Annotated in this window: 14 protein-coding genes; 11 read left to right on the top strand and 3 right to left on the bottom strand. The window is 74.2% G+C overall.

Going from position 1 to position 16,017, the window contains the following annotated elements; all coding sequences use genetic code 11:
* The first annotated feature begins 1 nt into the window (after nt 1).
* The 7 genes from ACIQIB_RS11830 (at nt 2) to ACIQIB_RS11800 (ending at nt 7,905) form a co-directional block, all read left to right on the top strand.
* Nucleotides 2-778: a DUF4097 family beta strand repeat-containing protein gene (locus tag ACIQIB_RS11830; protein ID WP_363607191.1), complete on the top strand. Its 777-nt coding sequence runs from the start codon at nt 2-4 to the stop codon at nt 776-778.
* A gap of 95 nt (nt 779-873) precedes the next feature.
* A complete protein-coding gene (gene dusB / locus ACIQIB_RS11825; RefSeq protein ID WP_363607189.1) occupies nt 874-2,043 on the top strand; it encodes a tRNA dihydrouridine synthase DusB in 1,170 nt (389 codons plus the stop codon).
* A gap of 563 nt (nt 2,044-2,606) precedes the next feature.
* Nucleotides 2,607-5,315 carry a pyruvate, phosphate dikinase gene (gene ppdK, locus ACIQIB_RS11820; protein WP_363607188.1) on the top strand — a complete coding sequence of 903 codons (2,709 nt, stop codon included), beginning with the start codon at nt 2,607-2,609 and terminating at the stop codon, nt 5,313-5,315.
* A 210-nt stretch (nt 5,316-5,525) separates the two neighbouring features.
* Nucleotides 5,526-6,077 carry a ribonuclease gene (locus tag ACIQIB_RS11815; RefSeq protein WP_400652056.1) on the top strand — a complete coding sequence of 184 codons (552 nt, stop codon included), beginning with the start codon at nt 5,526-5,528 and terminating at the stop codon, nt 6,075-6,077.
* A 71-nt stretch (nt 6,078-6,148) separates the two neighbouring features.
* Nucleotides 6,149-6,619: a hypothetical protein gene (locus tag ACIQIB_RS11810; protein ID WP_400757720.1), complete on the top strand. Its 471-nt coding sequence runs from the start codon at nt 6,149-6,151 to the stop codon at nt 6,617-6,619.
* Nucleotides 6,619-6,972, top strand: a complete 354-nt coding sequence (locus ACIQIB_RS11805) for a transcriptional regulator (protein ID WP_363607184.1) — start codon at nt 6,619-6,621, stop codon at nt 6,970-6,972. The genes ACIQIB_RS11810 and ACIQIB_RS11805 overlap by 1 nt, the downstream gene beginning before the upstream one ends.
* A 54-nt stretch (nt 6,973-7,026) precedes the next feature.
* Nucleotides 7,027-7,905, top strand: coding sequence for a hypothetical protein (locus ACIQIB_RS11800; protein WP_400757719.1), 879 nt, complete (start codon nt 7,027-7,029; stop codon nt 7,903-7,905).
* 48 nt (nt 7,906-7,953) lie between these two features.
* On the opposite strand, the gene ACIQIB_RS11795 is transcribed toward ACIQIB_RS11800, so the two are convergent.
* Nucleotides 7,954-8,949 (bottom strand): hypothetical protein, encoded by a 996-nt coding sequence (locus tag ACIQIB_RS11795; protein ID WP_400757718.1) that lies wholly within the window; start codon nt 8,947-8,949, stop codon nt 7,954-7,956.
* 109 nt (nt 8,950-9,058) lie between these two features.
* Between ACIQIB_RS11795 and ACIQIB_RS11790 the strand changes: the two genes are divergently transcribed.
* Nucleotides 9,059-10,318, top strand: coding sequence for an ADP-ribosylglycohydrolase family protein (locus ACIQIB_RS11790; RefSeq protein WP_400757717.1), 1,260 nt, complete (start codon nt 9,059-9,061; stop codon nt 10,316-10,318).
* A gap of 3 nt (nt 10,319-10,321) precedes the next feature.
* Here ACIQIB_RS11790 and ACIQIB_RS11785 read toward each other — a convergent pair whose 3' ends face one another.
* Nucleotides 10,322-11,050 (bottom strand): GNAT family protein, encoded by a 729-nt coding sequence (locus ACIQIB_RS11785; RefSeq protein WP_363607178.1) that lies wholly within the window; start codon nt 11,048-11,050, stop codon nt 10,322-10,324.
* A 669-nt stretch (nt 11,051-11,719) separates the two neighbouring features.
* On the opposite strand from ACIQIB_RS11785, the gene ACIQIB_RS11780 reads away from it, so the two are divergent.
* On the top strand, nt 11,720-12,664 hold the full coding sequence (locus ACIQIB_RS11780) for a PAC2 family protein (protein ID WP_363607177.1): 945 nt from the start codon (nt 11,720-11,722) through the stop codon (nt 12,662-12,664).
* A gap of 179 nt (nt 12,665-12,843) precedes the next feature.
* The gene (locus ACIQIB_RS11775; RefSeq protein WP_400757716.1) at nt 12,844-13,839 is read left to right on the top strand and encodes an SGNH/GDSL hydrolase family protein; all 996 of its coding nucleotides are present in this window, start codon (nt 12,844-12,846) and stop codon (nt 13,837-13,839) included.
* A gap of 108 nt (nt 13,840-13,947) precedes the next feature.
* Here the strand turns inward: ACIQIB_RS11775 and ACIQIB_RS11770 are convergent, their stop codons facing one another.
* Entirely contained in the window at nt 13,948-14,373 is a 426-nt protein-coding gene (locus tag ACIQIB_RS11770) for a YjdF family protein (RefSeq protein ID WP_400652075.1), read from the bottom strand.
* Between the two features lie 327 nt (nt 14,374-14,700).
* Between ACIQIB_RS11770 and ACIQIB_RS11765 the strand changes: the two genes are divergently transcribed.
* Nucleotides 14,701-16,011: a deoxyguanosinetriphosphate triphosphohydrolase gene (locus tag ACIQIB_RS11765; protein ID WP_363607173.1), complete on the top strand. Its 1,311-nt coding sequence runs from the start codon at nt 14,701-14,703 to the stop codon at nt 16,009-16,011.
* Nucleotides 16,012-16,017 lie beyond the last annotated feature (6 nt).

Raw genomic sequence — 16,017 nt, 5'->3', positions numbered from 1 at the left:
CGTGCGGGAACGTCGTGGCTGGCAGGTCACCGGAACGCTGGCGCTGGCGCTCGTCATGGCGTTCGGCGTCGTGCAGACCTGGGCGATGGTGGTGCAGCAGCGGACGGTGTCGGAGCGCTCGTACGACGTCGCGGTGACGAAGGTGCAGCTGGACACCGGCAGCGCGGCGGTCCGGATCAGGCCCGGTCCCGAGGGCCGGGTGGTGGTGCACCAGAACCTGGACTGGATGGTGCGCGCGCCGGTCGTCTCGACCAGTTTCGAGGGCACCGTGCTCACCGTCCGGATGCGCTGCAACCAGGTGCTGCCGATGGCGGACCTCGGCTGCGGCGCGATGATCGACCTGGAGGTGCCGGCCGCGGCCTCGGTGGCCGGCGAGGGGACCTCGGGCAGCGTGGAGATCGCGGACCTCCGCGGGGACGTCCGGCTGAGCCTGACCTCCGGCGCGATACACCTGACCGGGCTCTCCGGCCAGGTGTACGCGAGCACCACCTCCGGGATGGTCCAGGCGAAGGGGCTGAGCTCCGCGCGGGCGGAGGTGAGTGTCGCCTCGGGGTCGGTCGAGCTGGAGTTCTCCGCGGCGCCGCGGTCGGTGGACGTGAGCACCAGGTCCGGTTCGCTGGAGCTGACCCTGCCGCGTGACGCGCACTACAACTTCACCGGGGACATCGGCTCGGGCAGCCGCCACATCGACCCGACCCTGGCCGACTCCTCCAGCCCCAACAGCGTCCGGGTCTCGGTGGGCTCCGGTGTGGTGAGCATCGACGCCGCCGGGAACTGAGCGGCGGACGGCCCGGCCACGGGCCCGGGAGGGCGCCCGCCCGGGTGGGGGACAATGAAGAGTCCCGACCCCCCCGTCCCCGAGGTCAGCCGCGCATGACAGTCCCGTCCGCACCCACCGCGACCACCGCCGAGTTCGCGCCGCTGACCATCGGCCCGATGCAGGTGTGGCCGCCCGTCGTGCTGGCACCGATGGCCGGCATCACCAACGCCCCCTTCCGCACCCTCTGCCGCGAGCAGAGCGGCGGGAAGGGGCTGTACGTCTCCGAGATGATCACCACCCGGGCCCTGGTCGAGCGCAACGCCAAGACCATGCAGCTGATCAAGTTCGACCCGACCGAGAAGCCGCGCTCGATCCAGCTGTACGGCGTGGACCCGGTGACCGTGGGCAAGGCCGCCCGGATGATCGCCGAGGAGGACCTGGCCGACCACATCGACCTCAACTTCGGCTGCCCCGTCCCGAAGGTCACCCGCAAGGGCGGCGGCTCGGCGCTGCCGTACAAGCGCAACCTGCTGCGCGGGATCCTGCGCGAGGCGGTGGCCAACGCGGGGGACCTCCCGGTCACCATGAAGATGCGCAAGGGCATCGACGACGACCACCTCACCTTCCTGGACGCCGGCCGGATCGGCGCCGAGGAGGGCGTGGCCGCGATCGCCCTGCACGGGCGCACCGCCGCCCAGCACTACGGCGGCACCGCCGACTGGTCGGCGATCGCCCGGCTGCGAGAGTCCGTCCCGGCGCACATCCCGGTGCTCGGCAACGGGGACATCTGGTCGGCGCCCGACGCGGTGCGGATGATGCGCGAGACCGGCTGCGACGGCGTGGTGGTCGGGCGCGGCTGCCTGGGCCGGCCGTGGCTGTTCAAGGACCTGGTCTCGATCTTCGAGGGCGAGGTGGACTACGCCCGCCCGGCCTTCGCCGACGTGGCGCGGGCGATGGTGCGGCACGCGCAGCTGCTCGGTGAGTGGCTGGGCGACGAGACCCGCGGCGTGATCGACTTCCGCAAGCACGTCGCCTGGTACACCAAGGGCTTCTCGGTCGGCTCCGAGCTGCGGGTGAGGCTCGCCAACTCCTCCTCGCTGGCCGAGTTGGCCGAAACCCTCTCCCTGGTGGAGCAGTCCCAGCTCTGGCCGGCCGGTGCGGACGGCCCGCGCGGGCGGACCAGTGGCAACAACCGGGTGGTCCTGCCGGAGGGCTGGTTGGACGATCCGTATGACTGCGCCCTCCCCAGTGCGGACGCCGAATCGGACACCTCCGGCGGCTGACCTGTCCGATGTGGCGAAAATTCCCCTCGGGGGGTGCTGGTCGCTACGTCGGAGCCCTCTTGGCCCATCTGGCCAAGAGGGCTCCCTTTTGGCGCATCGATGTCACGGAACGAGCACGATTCTGGACGCAGTGCGACGATTGGCGGAGGCCGACTACGTTCGGCCGGTGAGGCGCGCTCGTGACGCTTGCCACACGCGGTGGCGACTGGCGGCCGGTCAGGTGACGAAATGGACAGGTCGGCGGTGAATCGCTTCCCGAAGGGGGCGGCGGGCGATCGGCCGCTCCGGGTGCAGGAAATCAAGCCGGGGCGGCGCGGTGGGCCGTCGGCCGCCACCGTCCGTCTCGCTCGTATGATCTTCAGGTTTCCATGTCTTCAAGAGTTGAAGGCTGGCTAGCGTCAGCCGGACGATTTCACCAACAGAGGTGAACGCCTTTATGCGCATTCGATCTGTTGGGTTACCGGTCGGTACTGGCCTCGTACGGCCTATTGGCGGCGCGGAAGTGCCTTTGAAATGGGTATGTTCTCCGGCGTCAGGGCAACCGTGTGCGAGGAGACAGACCCGTGTCGTCCCAGCAGAAGTTTGTTTACTCCTTCACCGAAGGAAACAAGGACCTCAAGGATCTTCTTGGCGGCAAGGGCGCGAACCTGGCCGAGATGACCAACCTGGGTCTCCCCGTCCCTCCGGGGTTCACCATCACGACCGAGGCCTGCAAGGTCTTCCTGGAGACCGGCAGCGAGCCGGCCTCGCTGCACAAGGAGATCAGCTCCCACCTGGACGCCCTCGAGCGGGAGATGGGCAAGCAGCTCGGCCAGGCGGACAACCCGCTGCTGGTCTCGGTCCGTTCCGGTGCCAAGTTCTCCATGCCCGGCATGATGGACACCGTCCTGAACATCGGCCTCTCCGACGCCTCGGTGACCGGCCTGGTCGCGCAGTCCGGCAACGAGCGCTTCGCCTGGGACTCCTACCGCCGCCTGGTCCAGATGTTCGGCAAGACCGTGCTGGGCGTGGACGGCGAGCTGTTCGAGGAGGCCCTGGACGAGGCCAAGCACGCCAAGGGCACCACCAACGACCTGGACCTGGACGCCGCCGACCTCCGCGAGCTGGTCGAGGTGTTCAAGGGCATCGTCCAGCGTGAGACCGGCCGGGCCTTCCCGCAGGACCCGCGCGAGCAGATGGACCTCGCCATCCACGCCGTCTTCCACTCCTGGAACGGCGACCGGGCCCGCCTCTACCGCCGCCAGGAGCGCATCCCCAACGACCTGGGCACCGCGGTCAACGTCTGCAGCATGGTCTTCGGCAACCTCGGCGAGGACTCCGGCACCGGCGTCGCCTTCACCCGTGACCCCTCCACGGGCGCCCAGGGCGTCTACGGCGACTACCTCTCCAACGCCCAGGGCGAGGACGTCGTCGCCGGCATCCGCAACACCCTGCCGCTGGCCGACCTGGAGCAGCTCGACAAGAAGTCGTACGACCAGCTGATGGCGATCATGCGGACGCTGGAGAACCACTACCGCGACCTCTGCGACATCGAGTTCACCATCGAGCGCGGCAAGCTCTGGATGCTCCAGACCCGGGTCGGCAAGCGCACCGCCGCCGCGGCCTTCCGGATCGCCGTCCAGCTGGTGGACCAGGGCCTGATCGACCTGGACGAGGCCCTGATGCGGGTCACCGGCGGCCAGCTCTCCCAGCTGATGTTCCCGCGCTTCGCCCCCGACGCCACCTCCCGGCAGGTCGCCTGGGGCCTCGCCGCCTCGCCCGGCGCCGCGATCGGCAAGGTGGTCTTCGACTCCTACACCGCCGTCAAGTGGTCCCGCTCCGGTGAGAAGGTCATCCTGGTCCGCCGGGAGACCAACCCGGACGACCTGGACGGCATGATCGCCGCCGAGGGCATCCTCACCTCGCGCGGCGGCAAGACCTCGCACGCGGCCGTGGTCGCCCGCGGCATGGGCAAGACCTGTGTCTGCGGCGCCGAGGAGCTGGAGGTCGACACCAAGCGCCGCCGCTTCACCACCCCCGACGGGCAGGTGGTCGAGGAGGGCGACATCGTCTCCATCGACGGCGCGACGGGCAAGGTCTACCTCGGTGAGGTACCGGTCCTGCCGTCCCCGGTGGTGGAGTACTTCGAGGGCACCCTGCACGCCGGTGCCGACGTCCAGGGCGGGCTCGTCCAGGCCGTCCACCGGCTGATGTCGCACGCCGACGTCCGCCGCCGGCTCGCCGTCCGGGCGAACGCCGACAACGCCGAGGACGGCGGCCGCGCCCGCCGGTACGGCGCCCAGGGCATCGGCCTGTGCCGCACCGAGCACATGTTCCTCGGCGAGGAGCGCCGCAAGGAGGTCGAGCACCTGATCCTGGCGGACAACGACAAGGACCGGGAGCTGGCCCTCTCCACCCTGCTGCCGCTGCAGAAGGCCGACTTCCTGGAGCTGTTCCAGGCGATGGACGGCCTGCCGGTCACGGTCCGCCTGCTCGACCCGCCGCTGCACGAGTTCCTGCCCGACATCACCGAGCTGTCGGTGCGCGTCGCCCTCGCCGAGGCCCGCAAGGACCCGAACGAGAACGACCTGCGCCTGCTCCAGGCCGTGCACAAGCTGCACGAGCAGAACCCGATGCTCGGCCTGCGCGGCGTCCGCCTCGGCCTGGTCATCCCCGGTCTGTTCGGCATGCAGGTCCGCGCCATCGCCGAGGCCGCCGCCGAGCGGAGGCTGGCCGGCGGGGACCCGCGTCCCGAGGTGATGATCCCGCTGGTCGGGACCGTCCAGGAGCTGGAGCTGGTCCGCGACGAGTGCGAGCGGGTGCTGGCCGAGGTCGCCGTCTCGACCGGCGTCCGGCTGGATATCAAGCTCGGCACCATGATCGAGCTGCCGCGCGCGGCCCTGACGGCCGGCCAGATCGCCGAGGCCGCCGAGTTCTTCTCGTTCGGCACCAACGACCTCACCCAGACCGTCTGGGGCTTCTCCCGGGACGACGTGGAGGCCTCGTTCTTCACCGCGTACCTGGAGAAGGGCATCTTCGGGGTCTCCCCGTTCGAGACCATCGACCGCGACGGCGTCGGCGCGCTGGTCAAGCACGCCGTCGAGGCCGGCCGGGCCACCCGCCCCGACCTCAAGCTCGGCGTCTGCGGCGAGCACGGCGGCGACCCGGACTCGGTGCACTTCTTCCACGAGGCGGGGCTGGACTACGTCTCCTGCTCCCCCTTCCGGATCCCGGTGGCGCGCCTGGAGGCCGGCCGCGCCGCCATCGAGACGGCGGGCAGCGACTCGCGCTGAGGAGGCATCCCTCGGCGCGGCTCGGCTGACCGCTCCCCCTCCCGTCGGGAGGGCGTACACCGGAGCTCGGCGCAGGAGACCCGGCGTACGTAGCGCGGCCGGGGCAGGAACGGACAATGGCGTCCGTCCCCGCCCCGGCCGCACACGTGTGTCCGCGACCACAGCGGCGGCTGCCCGGCCGGGGTCCGGCCGCCTGCCAAGCTGGAGCGCATGACCAGCAGAAACCGCCTGTCCGTCCTCGTGGCCGTCCTGATCTGCGTGCTCGCCGCCGCGGCCGGGTACGTCCTCTCGGGCACCGACGGCGGCCACCCCAGGGCCGCCTCCTCCTCGTCCGCCACGGCGACCGCGGCCTCCTCGACGGCCTCCTCCGGGGCCGCCCAGACGGCCTCCACAGCGCCGAAGCCGTCCGCCCCCAAGCCGTCCCCGCCGGCCGGCACCACTCCCGCCCCGGCCGGTACCTGGGTACCCGCCGACCCGGCGCTGGCCGACGTCTGCCGGACCAAGCTGCCCGACCAGGCCGTCGACACCCTCGGCCTGATCGCCAAGGGCGGCCCGTACCCCTACCGCTCGGACGGCATCGTCTTCGAGAACCGCGAGAACCGCCTCCCGCGCAAGGCGAGCGGCTACTACCACGAGTTCACCGTGGTCACCCCCGGCTCCGGCGACCGGGGCGCCCGACGGGTCGTCACCGGCGACTCGGGCGAGCAGTACTGGACGGCCGACCACTACGCCTCCTTCCAGGAGATCGACCCGCGCTGCTGAAAGTACTTTCCAAGTCGGAAAGTAGATGCCATAGTGGAATCTCCGAGAGCGCGAACACTCCAGGGGATCCCATGAGCAGCTCCGAACCCGTCCACCTGCCCGCCGCCGAGGCCCTGCGCCTCGTCGAACGGGCCAAGGCCGCCGCGCAGGGGCCGGGCCGACTGCCCTCGTGGTACGGCCCGGCCTTCGCGGTGGCCTTCGCCGTCTACGGAACGGCGCTCGGCCAGGCCATCGGGGCGGGCGTGTCGTGGCTGAGCGGCGTGTTCGGCGTGGCCTTCGCGGTGCTGACCGGCAGCCTGGCCGCGGTTGCCAACCGCAGCGGCGGCATCGTGCGGCGGATGTCACCGGGCCTCGGCCGCCCGGTGGTGCTGGCCGTCCTCCAGGTCCTCGCGGCGGCCCTGGCCGGCCTGCTGCTGGCCTGGGCGGCCGGCGGCGGCGCGCGCTGGATGGGCGCCGCCGCCGGGGTCGCGGCGGGCGCGGCGTTCTGGGCCGCCTCCCGGTGGCTGAACACCCACGTCCGCCGGTTGCTGGAGGAGCGCTGATGCCCGCGCTCGACCCGCTGCTCCAGCATCCGACCAGGCTGACCGTGCTGGCCTTCCTGAGCGCCTGCACCGAGGCCGAGTTCGCCGCCGTCCGGGATCACTGCGAGGTCTCCGACTCGGTGCTCAGCAAGGCCGCGACCGCCCTGGAGGAGGCCGGCTACCTGGTCGTCAGAAAGGGCTACGTCGGCAAGCGCCCCCGCACCTGGCTCGCCGCCACCCGGGCCGGCCACCGGGCGCTGGCCGCCCACCTCGCCGAACTCCAGCGCCTGGTCGCCGCCGCCGAGGCCGCCGGCGCCCTGCGCGCGAGGCTGTCGGCCGACCCGGTGTCCGGTGAGGCTCCGGCCGCCAAGTAGCCTGCGAGCCTGAGTGGTTCGGTCGACAGCGGACGGGTTGCGGGGGCGGGGTCGATGGGTGTGCGCAGAAGGCTCCACGGGGTGGTCGCGGCCACCGTCCTGGCGGCCCTCGCGGTGGGTTGCGGCGGCGCGGAGAAGCCGGGCGGAGCGGACCGGGAGGCCGTCGCCGAGCCGCCGATCGCCCTGCCGCTCGACGGCTACTCCGTCGGTGCCGACGAGTCCGCGCTGATCTTCCGTGCGATGGGGCAGGCCACCCGGAGCTGCATGGCGGCGAAGGGGTTCGACTACGACCCGGGCGAGGTGCCCGCCGCGCCCCCGGCGACCCCCGTCGACCCGGGCACCCTCGGGCTGCTCTCCGCGACGGCGGCGCGGCAGACCGGCTACCACCGCCCGCCGCGCCCGGCCGGCGGCGTCAGCGGGACGTCCGGGAACGGGCCGGCGCGGAGCGCGGAGTTCCAGCGGGCGCTCCAGGGCGAGGCCGGCCGGAAGGCCGGCCTGGCGGATTCCGGGGCCGATCGCGGCTGCATGGGGGAGTTCGAGCGGCAGTTGCAGGCGGCCGGCGTGAAGAGCACCGCGTCGGACCTGGTCGGGACGCTGCGGACGAAGGCGTACGACCGCACGTCGTCGGACAGCAGGGTGACGGCCGCCCTGTCCGCGTGGCACTCCTGCATGGCCGCGCTCGGCTACGGCTACGCGAATCCGGTGCAGGCCAGTTCGGCGGCCTGGCCCGACCCGGTCTCCCAGCAGGAGAAGGACACCGCGACCGCCGACATGGACTGCAAGGCGCGGACGGGGCTGCTGGAGACCTGGTACGCGGTGCAGACCGCGTACCAGCAGCAGTACATCGCCGGGAACGAAGCCGCGCTGGAGGCGGTCAGGGAGACGTCCGGGCGGCGCGGCGCCGCGGCGAAGAGGGCGCTCGGCCGGCTCTGAGAGCGGCGTCGCCGATGCCCGGTCCGGCGCCTGCGCGGCTCCGGTGCGCTACCGGGCCCGGCGCCGGCTGATCCGGGCGTGCGGGCCGTGCGGGCCGGCGGCGAGCAGGGCGCCCAGCTCCCGCAGCACCGGGGCCGGGTCGCGACGGAGCTGGACGGGGGTGGTGCGGACGACCGGGAGGCCGGCGGCGGTGAGGCGGTTGGCCCGGGCCAGGCCCCGCTCGTGGTCGGCCGGGCGCAGGTGCCAGGCGCGGGAGTCGATCTCCAGGGCCACACAGGCCTGCGGCCAGTAGGCGTCCGGCACGGCGAGGAAGCGGCCGTCCAGGAACAGTACGGCGTTCCAGAGCGGTTCGGGCAGACCGGCCTCCCGCAGCAGCGCGCGGGCCTCGCCCTCGACCACCGAGCGCACCCCGGCCGTCAGGTCCTCCACCACCTGCGCGACCTGCGGCAGCCCGAGCGCGCCCGGCCGGGCGAGCAGTTGGTCCAGCAGCTCGCCGAGCGCGCAGTGGCGCCGCTGCACCGCCTCCGCGCAGAGCGCCCGGAACCGCCGCTGCCCGGTCTCTCGGGGCGCGAGGTCGGCCAGCGCCCGGGCGGCCGTGGTGCTCCAGAGCCCGTCGTCCCGTTCGAAGCCGCCCGGCATCGACCCGGCCGCCCGGTGGATCCGGACGAACCCCCGGTCCGCGACCCGGCGCACGCCCGGGATCAGCACATCGACCTCCGCCAGGTCGGCCGGGTGCCCGGCGCTCGGCAGCCCGGCGTCGGCGAGCACCGCCACCCCGGTCAGCAGCACCTCCCCGGCCAGCGGCGCGCGGCCCTTCGGGCCCGCGTACGCCAGCGCCGCGCGCAGCCGCTGATGCGGGCTCAGCCGCCTGGTCTGCAGGCAGATCACCCGGGGCAGCACCTGCTGCCAGGGGCCGCCCGGCCGCAGCCGGTGGGCGATGGTGCCGGGCGGCACACCGAGCCGCCGCAGCTGGGCCCGGGTGGCGATGTGCTGCTGGTCGGCGCCCAGCAGCAGCAGTGGGTCGATCTGGTCCGCACAGGTCATGCCCCGGGTCCTTCCCGCCCGGATAGGGTGTATGCGAAACATCGCCCGCCCGGGGAGCCGCGGTAAAGATGTTGACGGAGCGTCGGCCGGGCCGCCGAGCTTGGCCGTGATGACCACTTTCCCGAGCAGCCCCGCGCTCGACGTGCTGCACGCGCTCAACGGCCTGTCCGTCGGCGACGCCCTCGGCGCCCAGTTCTTCGTGCCCGCCACCGCCGCGGCCCACTTCGCCGCCCGCACCGCCCCGCCCGGCCCCTGGCCGTGGACCGACGACACCGAGATGGCCTGCTCGGTGTCGGCGGCGCAGATCGAGCGCGGGCACATCGACACCTTCGACCTCACCCACGCCTTCGCCCGCCGCCACGACTTCGACCGCGGCTACGGCCCGGCCGCCAACCGCCTGCTCCGGCTGGTCCGGGAGGGCGGTGACGCCCGGCGACTGGCCGCCGAACTCTTCGACGGCCAGGGTTCGTACGGCAACGGCGCCGCGATGCGGGTCGCCCCGCTGGGCGCCGCCCACGCCGCCGACCCGGCCGCCGTGGTGCGGCCCGCCGCCGACACCGCCGTGATCACCCACACCCATCCGCAGGCCGTGGACGGCGCGATCGCGGTCGCCGTGGCCGCCGCCTGGGCGGTGCGGGCGCGGACCGAGCCCATGACGCCGGAGGGCTTCCTGACGGCCGTCGTCCGGCTCACCCCGCGGGGGGCCGTCCGGGACGGCCTGACCGAGGCGGTCGGGCTGCTGGCCGAGCCGGACCTCACGGTGGCCGCCCGGCTGCTCGGCAACGGCAGCCGGGTGAGCGCCGCCGACACCGTCCCGTACGCCCTCTGGTGCGCGGCCCGCCGGCTCGGCGACTACCCGGCGGCGGTCTGGGAGGCGGTGGGCGCGGGCGGGGACATGGACACCGTGGCCGCCATCACGGGCGGCGTGGTCGCCGCGCACACCGGCACCGCCGGCATCCCCGAGGCCTGGCTGGCGGCCCGGGAACCGCTGCCGGCCTGGGCCTCCCCGGCGCCGGGCGCCGTCTCCGGCGGCCCGGACGACACCGGGGCGGGGATGCGGCTCCCGCGCCCGCACCCCGTGCCGGAGGTGGTCTGGACGGACGAGCAGTGGGAGCGCATCCGGCAGGGCGGGCCGGTGGGCGCGCCGGACCACCGCTGGCACGTCCACACCCGGGAGGGCGTCGTCCGGCTCCGCCACCCCCGCGGCCACACCGTGTGGGAGGTGACGGTCGCCCCCGGCCGCGACGGCTGGCGGCCGGTCTCCGCGCTGGTGGAGGCCGGTCCGGACTGGTACGAGCCAGGCCCGGACGGCCAGGACCCCGACGGCCTCACCCGCGTCCTGCGGGCCGCCGCCACCGGCGAACGGTAGCCCTCAGGCGGTGATCAGGTGCCCGGTGCCGCCGCCGTGTCTAAGGCACTCCTGGTTGATCGCCGGATCCGGGGCGCTCGGGGAGGTGGCGGCGGCGATCCGCAGCTCGATGATGTCCCGGACGGCGGGCCACTCCGAGTCGAGGATCGAGTAGAACGCGGTCGACCGCACCACACCGTCCAGGCCGCGCGAGTGCGCCCGGCGGACGCCCTCGGACGTCGCGCCGAGGCGTTCGATCGCGGCGCGCGAGCGCAGGTTGCGGGCGTCGGCGCGCATCGAGATCCGCTGCACGCCCCACTCCTCGAAGGCGTACCGCAGCATCAGCAGCTTGGCCTCGGTGTTGATGCCGGTGCCCTGGGCGCGCGGCGAGAGCCAGGTGTTGCCGATCTCGGCGGCGTCCGGCACGGCCGTGGCCGGATCGCCGAACGGGACACCGGGGACCGGCGGCCAGACGACCGGGCCCTGCCAGTAGTCGAGTTCCAGGAACCGGGTGGAGCCGACCACCCGGCCGTCCGCGGCGTTGACCGTCGCGAACGGCAGCGACCGGCCCGCGGCCTGGTCGGCGAGCGCCCGCGCGATGTAGTCGCGGGCCGCTTCCAGACCGTGCGGGACGGGGGTGAAGGCGTAGGTCGTACGGTCCTCGGCGCCGGCCTGGGCGATGGCCTCGGCGTGATGCGCGGCGAGGGGCTCCAGCCGCACGGTGCGGCCGGTGAGGATGACAGGTACGGGCACGGAACCTTGGCCCTTCGGCGGTCGGAGGGCGCCTCCCGCACCGGGGTCGCGGCGCGGGTTGCGTGGACGGTCGCCCCGGCCCCGGAGTCCGTCCGCCGGTACCCGTGCAGGCCGGAGACCGGCGGAGCGGGGCGGGGGCGGCGGCCCGGAGGCGGGCAGCGCGGTGCCGGAACGGACACGGGTCGACGGACCGGTCCGGCGGGGATGAGCGAGGGGACAGTGTGCGTCCGCGAAATGGCCGAGGAGGAAACGAGTGCGCGAAGGGAAGCGGGCGGCCAGGTGAAGGCAAGATGCGTCGTGGGTGGCTGGCCGAGCACCGGGCCGGGACGTGATCGACGGCGTTACGGACGACGTGACGACGACGCGACGATGCGAGGCAGCGAGAGGACGATACCCGCCAGAAGGCGGTGCGTCACTTCGCGGTACACGAATGGGCGCGCGGGTCTGCCGGGCCCGCGCCGGAGAGGCGCTTTCAACGCCTGTGACCAGGGGATTCTCCACCAGGTGCGATCATGGTCGAGGCGGCCTTCCGGCGGGGCGCCGAGCGGTCGACGGAGGTGCCGCGCCGCGATGCCCGGCGGTCACGGGAATTCCGGCGGGGCCCGGCACGCTGCAGTCCAGGAGAAGCCGGTACGGGTGTGACGAGTAGAGGACGGGGTTGGGTGCGCGGTGCGTGATCCCCAGGCGCTGTACGAGCTGGATCAGCAGGGCGTGGCGGCCGTGGCCGACGCGATCACCGCGTTGGGCGACACCGGCGCCGGCCTGGTGCTGCTCCACCACTTCGAGGGCTTCATGGACGCCGGCGAGGCCGGCGGCCAGGTGGTGGCCCATCTGCTGGAGCAGGGATCGCCGCAGGTGGTCGCCCGCTTCGACCACGACCGTCTGGTGGACTACCGGGCCCGTCGCCCCGCGATGGTCTTCGACCGCGAGCACTGGTCCTCCTACGACCCGCCGGAGATTCTGCTCCAGCTCGTCCACGACGCGGCCGGCTCGCCGTTCCTGCTGCTCAGCGGGCCCGAGCCGGACGTCGAATGGGAGCGCTTCACCGCCGCCGTGCGCGAGCTGGTCGAGCGCTTCGAGGTCCGGCTGACGCTGGACTTCCACGGCATCCCGATGGGCGTGCCGCACACCCGCCCGGTGGGGCTGACGCCGCACGGCAACCGGCTGGACCTCGCGGCGGGCTACCCGCAGTGGTTCGAGCAGGCCCAGGTGCCCGGCAGCGCGCAGGCCCTGCTGGAGTACCGGCTCGCCGAGGCCGGGCACGACGTCCTGGGCTTCGCCGTGCACGTGCCGCACTACGTGGCGCGCTCGGAGTACCCGGCGGCCGCGGTGCTGGTCCTGGAGGCGGTGCAGTCGGCCACCGGCCTGGTGCTGCCGGGTACCCGGCTGCGCGAGCGGGTCGGTGAGGTCTACGCCGACATCGAGGAGCAGCTGGCCGGCGGGGACGGCGAGCTGCGCTCGGCGATCCGCGGCATGGAGGGCCAGTACGACGCCGTGGCGGGCGCGGAGAGCCGGGAGAGTCTGCTGGCCGAGCCCGCCGACCTCCCCTCGGCGGACGAGCTGGGCCGGCGCTTCGAGCAGTTCCTGGCCGAGCACGAGCGCGGGCCCGAGTAGGCCTTGAGCCCGGGCAGGTCGTGCGACGGCCGGAGGAATTCCCGTCCGGGCGGGAGCCATCCGGCGCCGTCGTTCGTTGGCCCTGAGGTGCCCGGGGGACGGGCCGCCGCACAGAGAGCGACGCCGGCTCCTACCCCCGGGGGGACTTCATGCCAACGCCCAGGAACATGCCCGCGAGCATGCCCACCAGCACGTACCGGACCGCGGCCGGCGCCCTGTCGGCCGTCCTGGCCGCGCTGGTGCTGGCCGGCTGCGCGGGCGGCGGATCGGACGGCGGCCCGGCCGCCGCGCCGGACGGTGCCCGCCCGGCGCGGGCCGGCGCGCCCCCGACACCCACCCCGACGCCCACCGGTCCGTACGTGGCGCTCGGCGACTCGTACACCGCGGGCCTGAAGGTCGCCCCGCAGGTGGGGGAGCCGAAGGGCTGCGCCCGCTCGGCGGCCAACTACCCGTCCCTGGTGGCGAAGGCGCTCGGGTTGGCGGACGGGCAGTTCCGGGACGTCAGTTGCAGCGGCGCCCGTACCGGTGACCTCACCGGCACCCAGCACACCGACAGCGGCTCGAACGCGCCGCAGCTGGACGCGCTCTCCCCGGCCACCCGGCTGGTCACGGTCGGGATCGGCGGCAACGACGCCGGGTTCATGGAGGTCGTCACCCAGTGCGCCAAGGAGAACCTGGTGGACGCGGTGAAGGGCCTGGTCGGCACCGACCGCGTCGACGCGCCGTGCCGGGAGCACTACGCCTCCGTCGGCGGCGCCGCCGACCAGGTGCAGCGCAAGGTGGACACGGCCGGTGAACGGCTGGCCCAGGTCCTCCAGGAGATCAAGCGCCGCTCCCCGCAGGCCAGGGTGTACGTGGTCGGGTACCCGGCGCTGCTCCCGGCCGACCCGGCGAGCTGCGTACCGGTGCTCGGCAAGGCCGTCGCCGCCGCCGACCTGGCCTTCCTGACCGAGAAGCAGCAGCAGCTGAACGCGATGCTGAAGAACCGGGCGGCCGGTGCCGGGGCGGTCTTCGTGGACGCGGCCGCCCCCTCGGCGGGCCACGACATGTGCGCGGGCGAGGCCACCCGCTGGGTGGAGCCGCCGTTCCCGGCGCCCGGTCTGGCCGCGATCCACCCCAACGCCAAGGGCGAGGAGGGCATCGCCGACGCCGTGCTGAAGGCCGTCCGCGGCTGAGGCGCCGCGGCCCGTCACGGCCCGGCGCCACGGCACCCGGGGCCCGGCGCCCCACCGTCCCGACCAGAGCTGTCCCGACCAGGGCCGCCGCGGCGCCGGGCCGCCCGGTCACCGCCCGCGGTGCCGCTCCCTGGCCCGGTGCCGGGCCGCCGCCCGCCGCTCCGCGGCCTCCTGGGCGGCGCGGCGCTTGGCCGCCGCCCGGTTGAGGTGCCCGGCATCCTGGTGGGCCCGCGCCAGCGCCTCCTCGGCGGCGGTGCTCAGCGGGCGGGCCGTCTGCTCCTTCGCGGCCTGCCGGGCGAGGCGTTTGGGGCTCACCCGGGGCTGCCGCGCCCGCCGTTCGACGGCCACCTCGGGCGCCGCCAGCGCGGCGTCCAGCAGCCGGCCGAAGTCCTGGCGGACGAACGCCAGCAGCTCCGCGTTGCCGGGCTCGCCCCCGAAGACATGCCGGGCCGCGCGGACTCCGCCGGAGCCCGCGATCTCCAACACCCCGACCCAGAACGGGTCGTCGAAGAACACGCTGAACGTGCTCGGCATGGTGCGTCCTCCCATGGTCGTGCCGTGTCCCGCGCGCGACCGCGCGACGGGAGGAACACGCCGGACACCCTGGGAGGGGAGGTTACTGACCGCCGGCCGGTCCGACGGCGCCCGGACTACCGACCGGGGCTGTGTTTTCGCGCGTTCCCGCCGCCGATCGTACGAGCGGCCGTGGTACTCGCTCCAGCCGTTTTCCCGCGCGCCCCGGGCCCGTCCGGCCGGGCGTGCCCGGCACGTTCGCGTCCGCGAGCGTTCACCCCCCGGCCCGCGCCCCTTCACGCGCGGCACACTTCCGGTGTCGGGGCCGCGGCGTACCGTGTGGGGCATATGGACGACACCGCGTACCGCCTCACCGCCGCCCCGATCCCGTACGACCACGCCGCCGAGGCCCGTTGGGTGCCCGAACCGGACAAGCGCCCCGGCCGGACGGCGTTCCAGCGCGACCGCGCCCGGGTGCTCCACTCCGCGGCCCTGCGCCGGCTGGCCGGTACCACCCAGGTCGTCGCCCCGATGCGCAGTGACTTCCCCCGCACCCGGCTGACCCACTCGCTCGAATGCGCCCAGGTCGGGCGGGAGTTGGGCGCGGCCCTCGGCTGCGACCCGGACCTCGTGGAGACGGCCTGCCTGGCCCACGACATCGGCCACCCGCCGTTCGGCCACACCGGCGAGGAGGCGCTCGACCAGGCCGCCGAGGCCTGCGGCGGCTTCGAGGGCAACGCGCAGTCGCTGCGCATCCTCACCCGCCTCGAACCCAAGCGCTTCGCCCCGCAGGACGAACAGCCCGCCCGGCTCGCGCCCTGGCCCGGCCGCAGCGTCGGCCTCAACCTCACCCGCGCCGCGCTGGACGCCGCCACCAAGTACCCGTGGACCCGTGGCGCCCACCCCACCGACCCGGCCTCGCCGAAGTACGGGGTCTACGCCGACGACCTGCCGGTCTTCCGCTGGATGCGGGCCGGCTCCCCGGCCGGTCGCAAGTGCTTCGAGGCCACCGTCATGGACTGGGCCGACGACGTCGCCTACTCCACCCACGACGTCGAGGACGGCCTCCAGGCCGGCCACATCGACCCGGCCGTGCTGCGCGCCCCGGGCGAGCGGGCCGAGCTGTTCAAGGTGGCCGAGCGCTACGCCCGGGACGCCGGGCCCGAGGAGCTGTCCGCCGCCCTCGACCGGCTGCTCGCCCAGGAGTGGTGGCCGAACGCGTACGACGGCTCGGCCCGCGCCCGCGCCGGTCTGAAGGACCTCACCAGCCAGCTGATCGGCCGCTTCTGCCTCGCCGCCGAGCAGGCCACCCGCGCCCGCTACGGCCCCGGCCGGCTCAGCCGGTACGCGGCCGAGCTGGTGGTGCCGCGCGAGGTCCGGCTGGAGTGCGCGGTGCTCAAGGCGGTCGCCGTCCGGTTCGTGATGCAGCGCGACGAGCAGGCCCGGCTCCGGGCCCGCCAGCGGATCGTGATCGCCGAGCTGGCCGAGGTGCTGATCCGGCGCGCCCCCGAGGGACTGGATCCGGTGTTCGGCGCCCTCTACCGCGAGGCCGAGGACGACCGCGCCGCCCTCCGCGCCGTGATCGACCAGATCGCCACCCTCACCGACGCCTCCGCGCTGGCCCTGCACTCCCGCCTGGTCGACGGCGTCCGGGCGTGAGAGCCG

The organism is Kitasatospora sp. NPDC092286 (assembly GCF_044755565.1).
GTDB lineage: Bacteria > Actinomycetota > Actinomycetes > Streptomycetales > Streptomycetaceae > Kitasatospora.
The sequence above is the reverse complement of the archived record's forward strand: the minus strand, read 5'-3'. Positions and strand labels throughout refer to the sequence as shown.

Coding starts and splice junctions, on each gene's coding strand:
- dusB (WP_363607189.1), top strand. CDS start 874: ATGACAGTCCCGTCCGCACCCACCGCGACCACCGCCGAGTTCGCGCCG.
- ACIQIB_RS11815 (WP_400652056.1), top strand. CDS start 5,526: ATGACCAGCAGAAACCGCCTGTCCGTCCTCGTGGCCGTCCTGATCTGC.
- ACIQIB_RS11810 (WP_400757720.1), top strand. CDS start 6,149: ATGAGCAGCTCCGAACCCGTCCACCTGCCCGCCGCCGAGGCCCTGCGC.
- ACIQIB_RS11805 (WP_363607184.1), top strand. CDS start 6,619: ATGCCCGCGCTCGACCCGCTGCTCCAGCATCCGACCAGGCTGACCGTG.
- ACIQIB_RS11800 (WP_400757719.1), top strand. CDS start 7,027: ATGGGTGTGCGCAGAAGGCTCCACGGGGTGGTCGCGGCCACCGTCCTG.
- ACIQIB_RS11795 (WP_400757718.1), bottom strand. CDS start 8,949: ATGACCTGTGCGGACCAGATCGACCCACTGCTGCTGCTGGGCGCCGAC.
- ACIQIB_RS11790 (WP_400757717.1), top strand. CDS start 9,059: ATGACCACTTTCCCGAGCAGCCCCGCGCTCGACGTGCTGCACGCGCTC.
- ACIQIB_RS11775 (WP_400757716.1), top strand. CDS start 12,844: ATGCCCACCAGCACGTACCGGACCGCGGCCGGCGCCCTGTCGGCCGTC.
- ACIQIB_RS11770 (WP_400652075.1), bottom strand. CDS start 14,373: ATGCCGAGCACGTTCAGCGTGTTCTTCGACGACCCGTTCTGGGTCGGG.
- ACIQIB_RS11765 (WP_363607173.1), top strand. CDS start 14,701: ATGGACGACACCGCGTACCGCCTCACCGCCGCCCCGATCCCGTACGAC.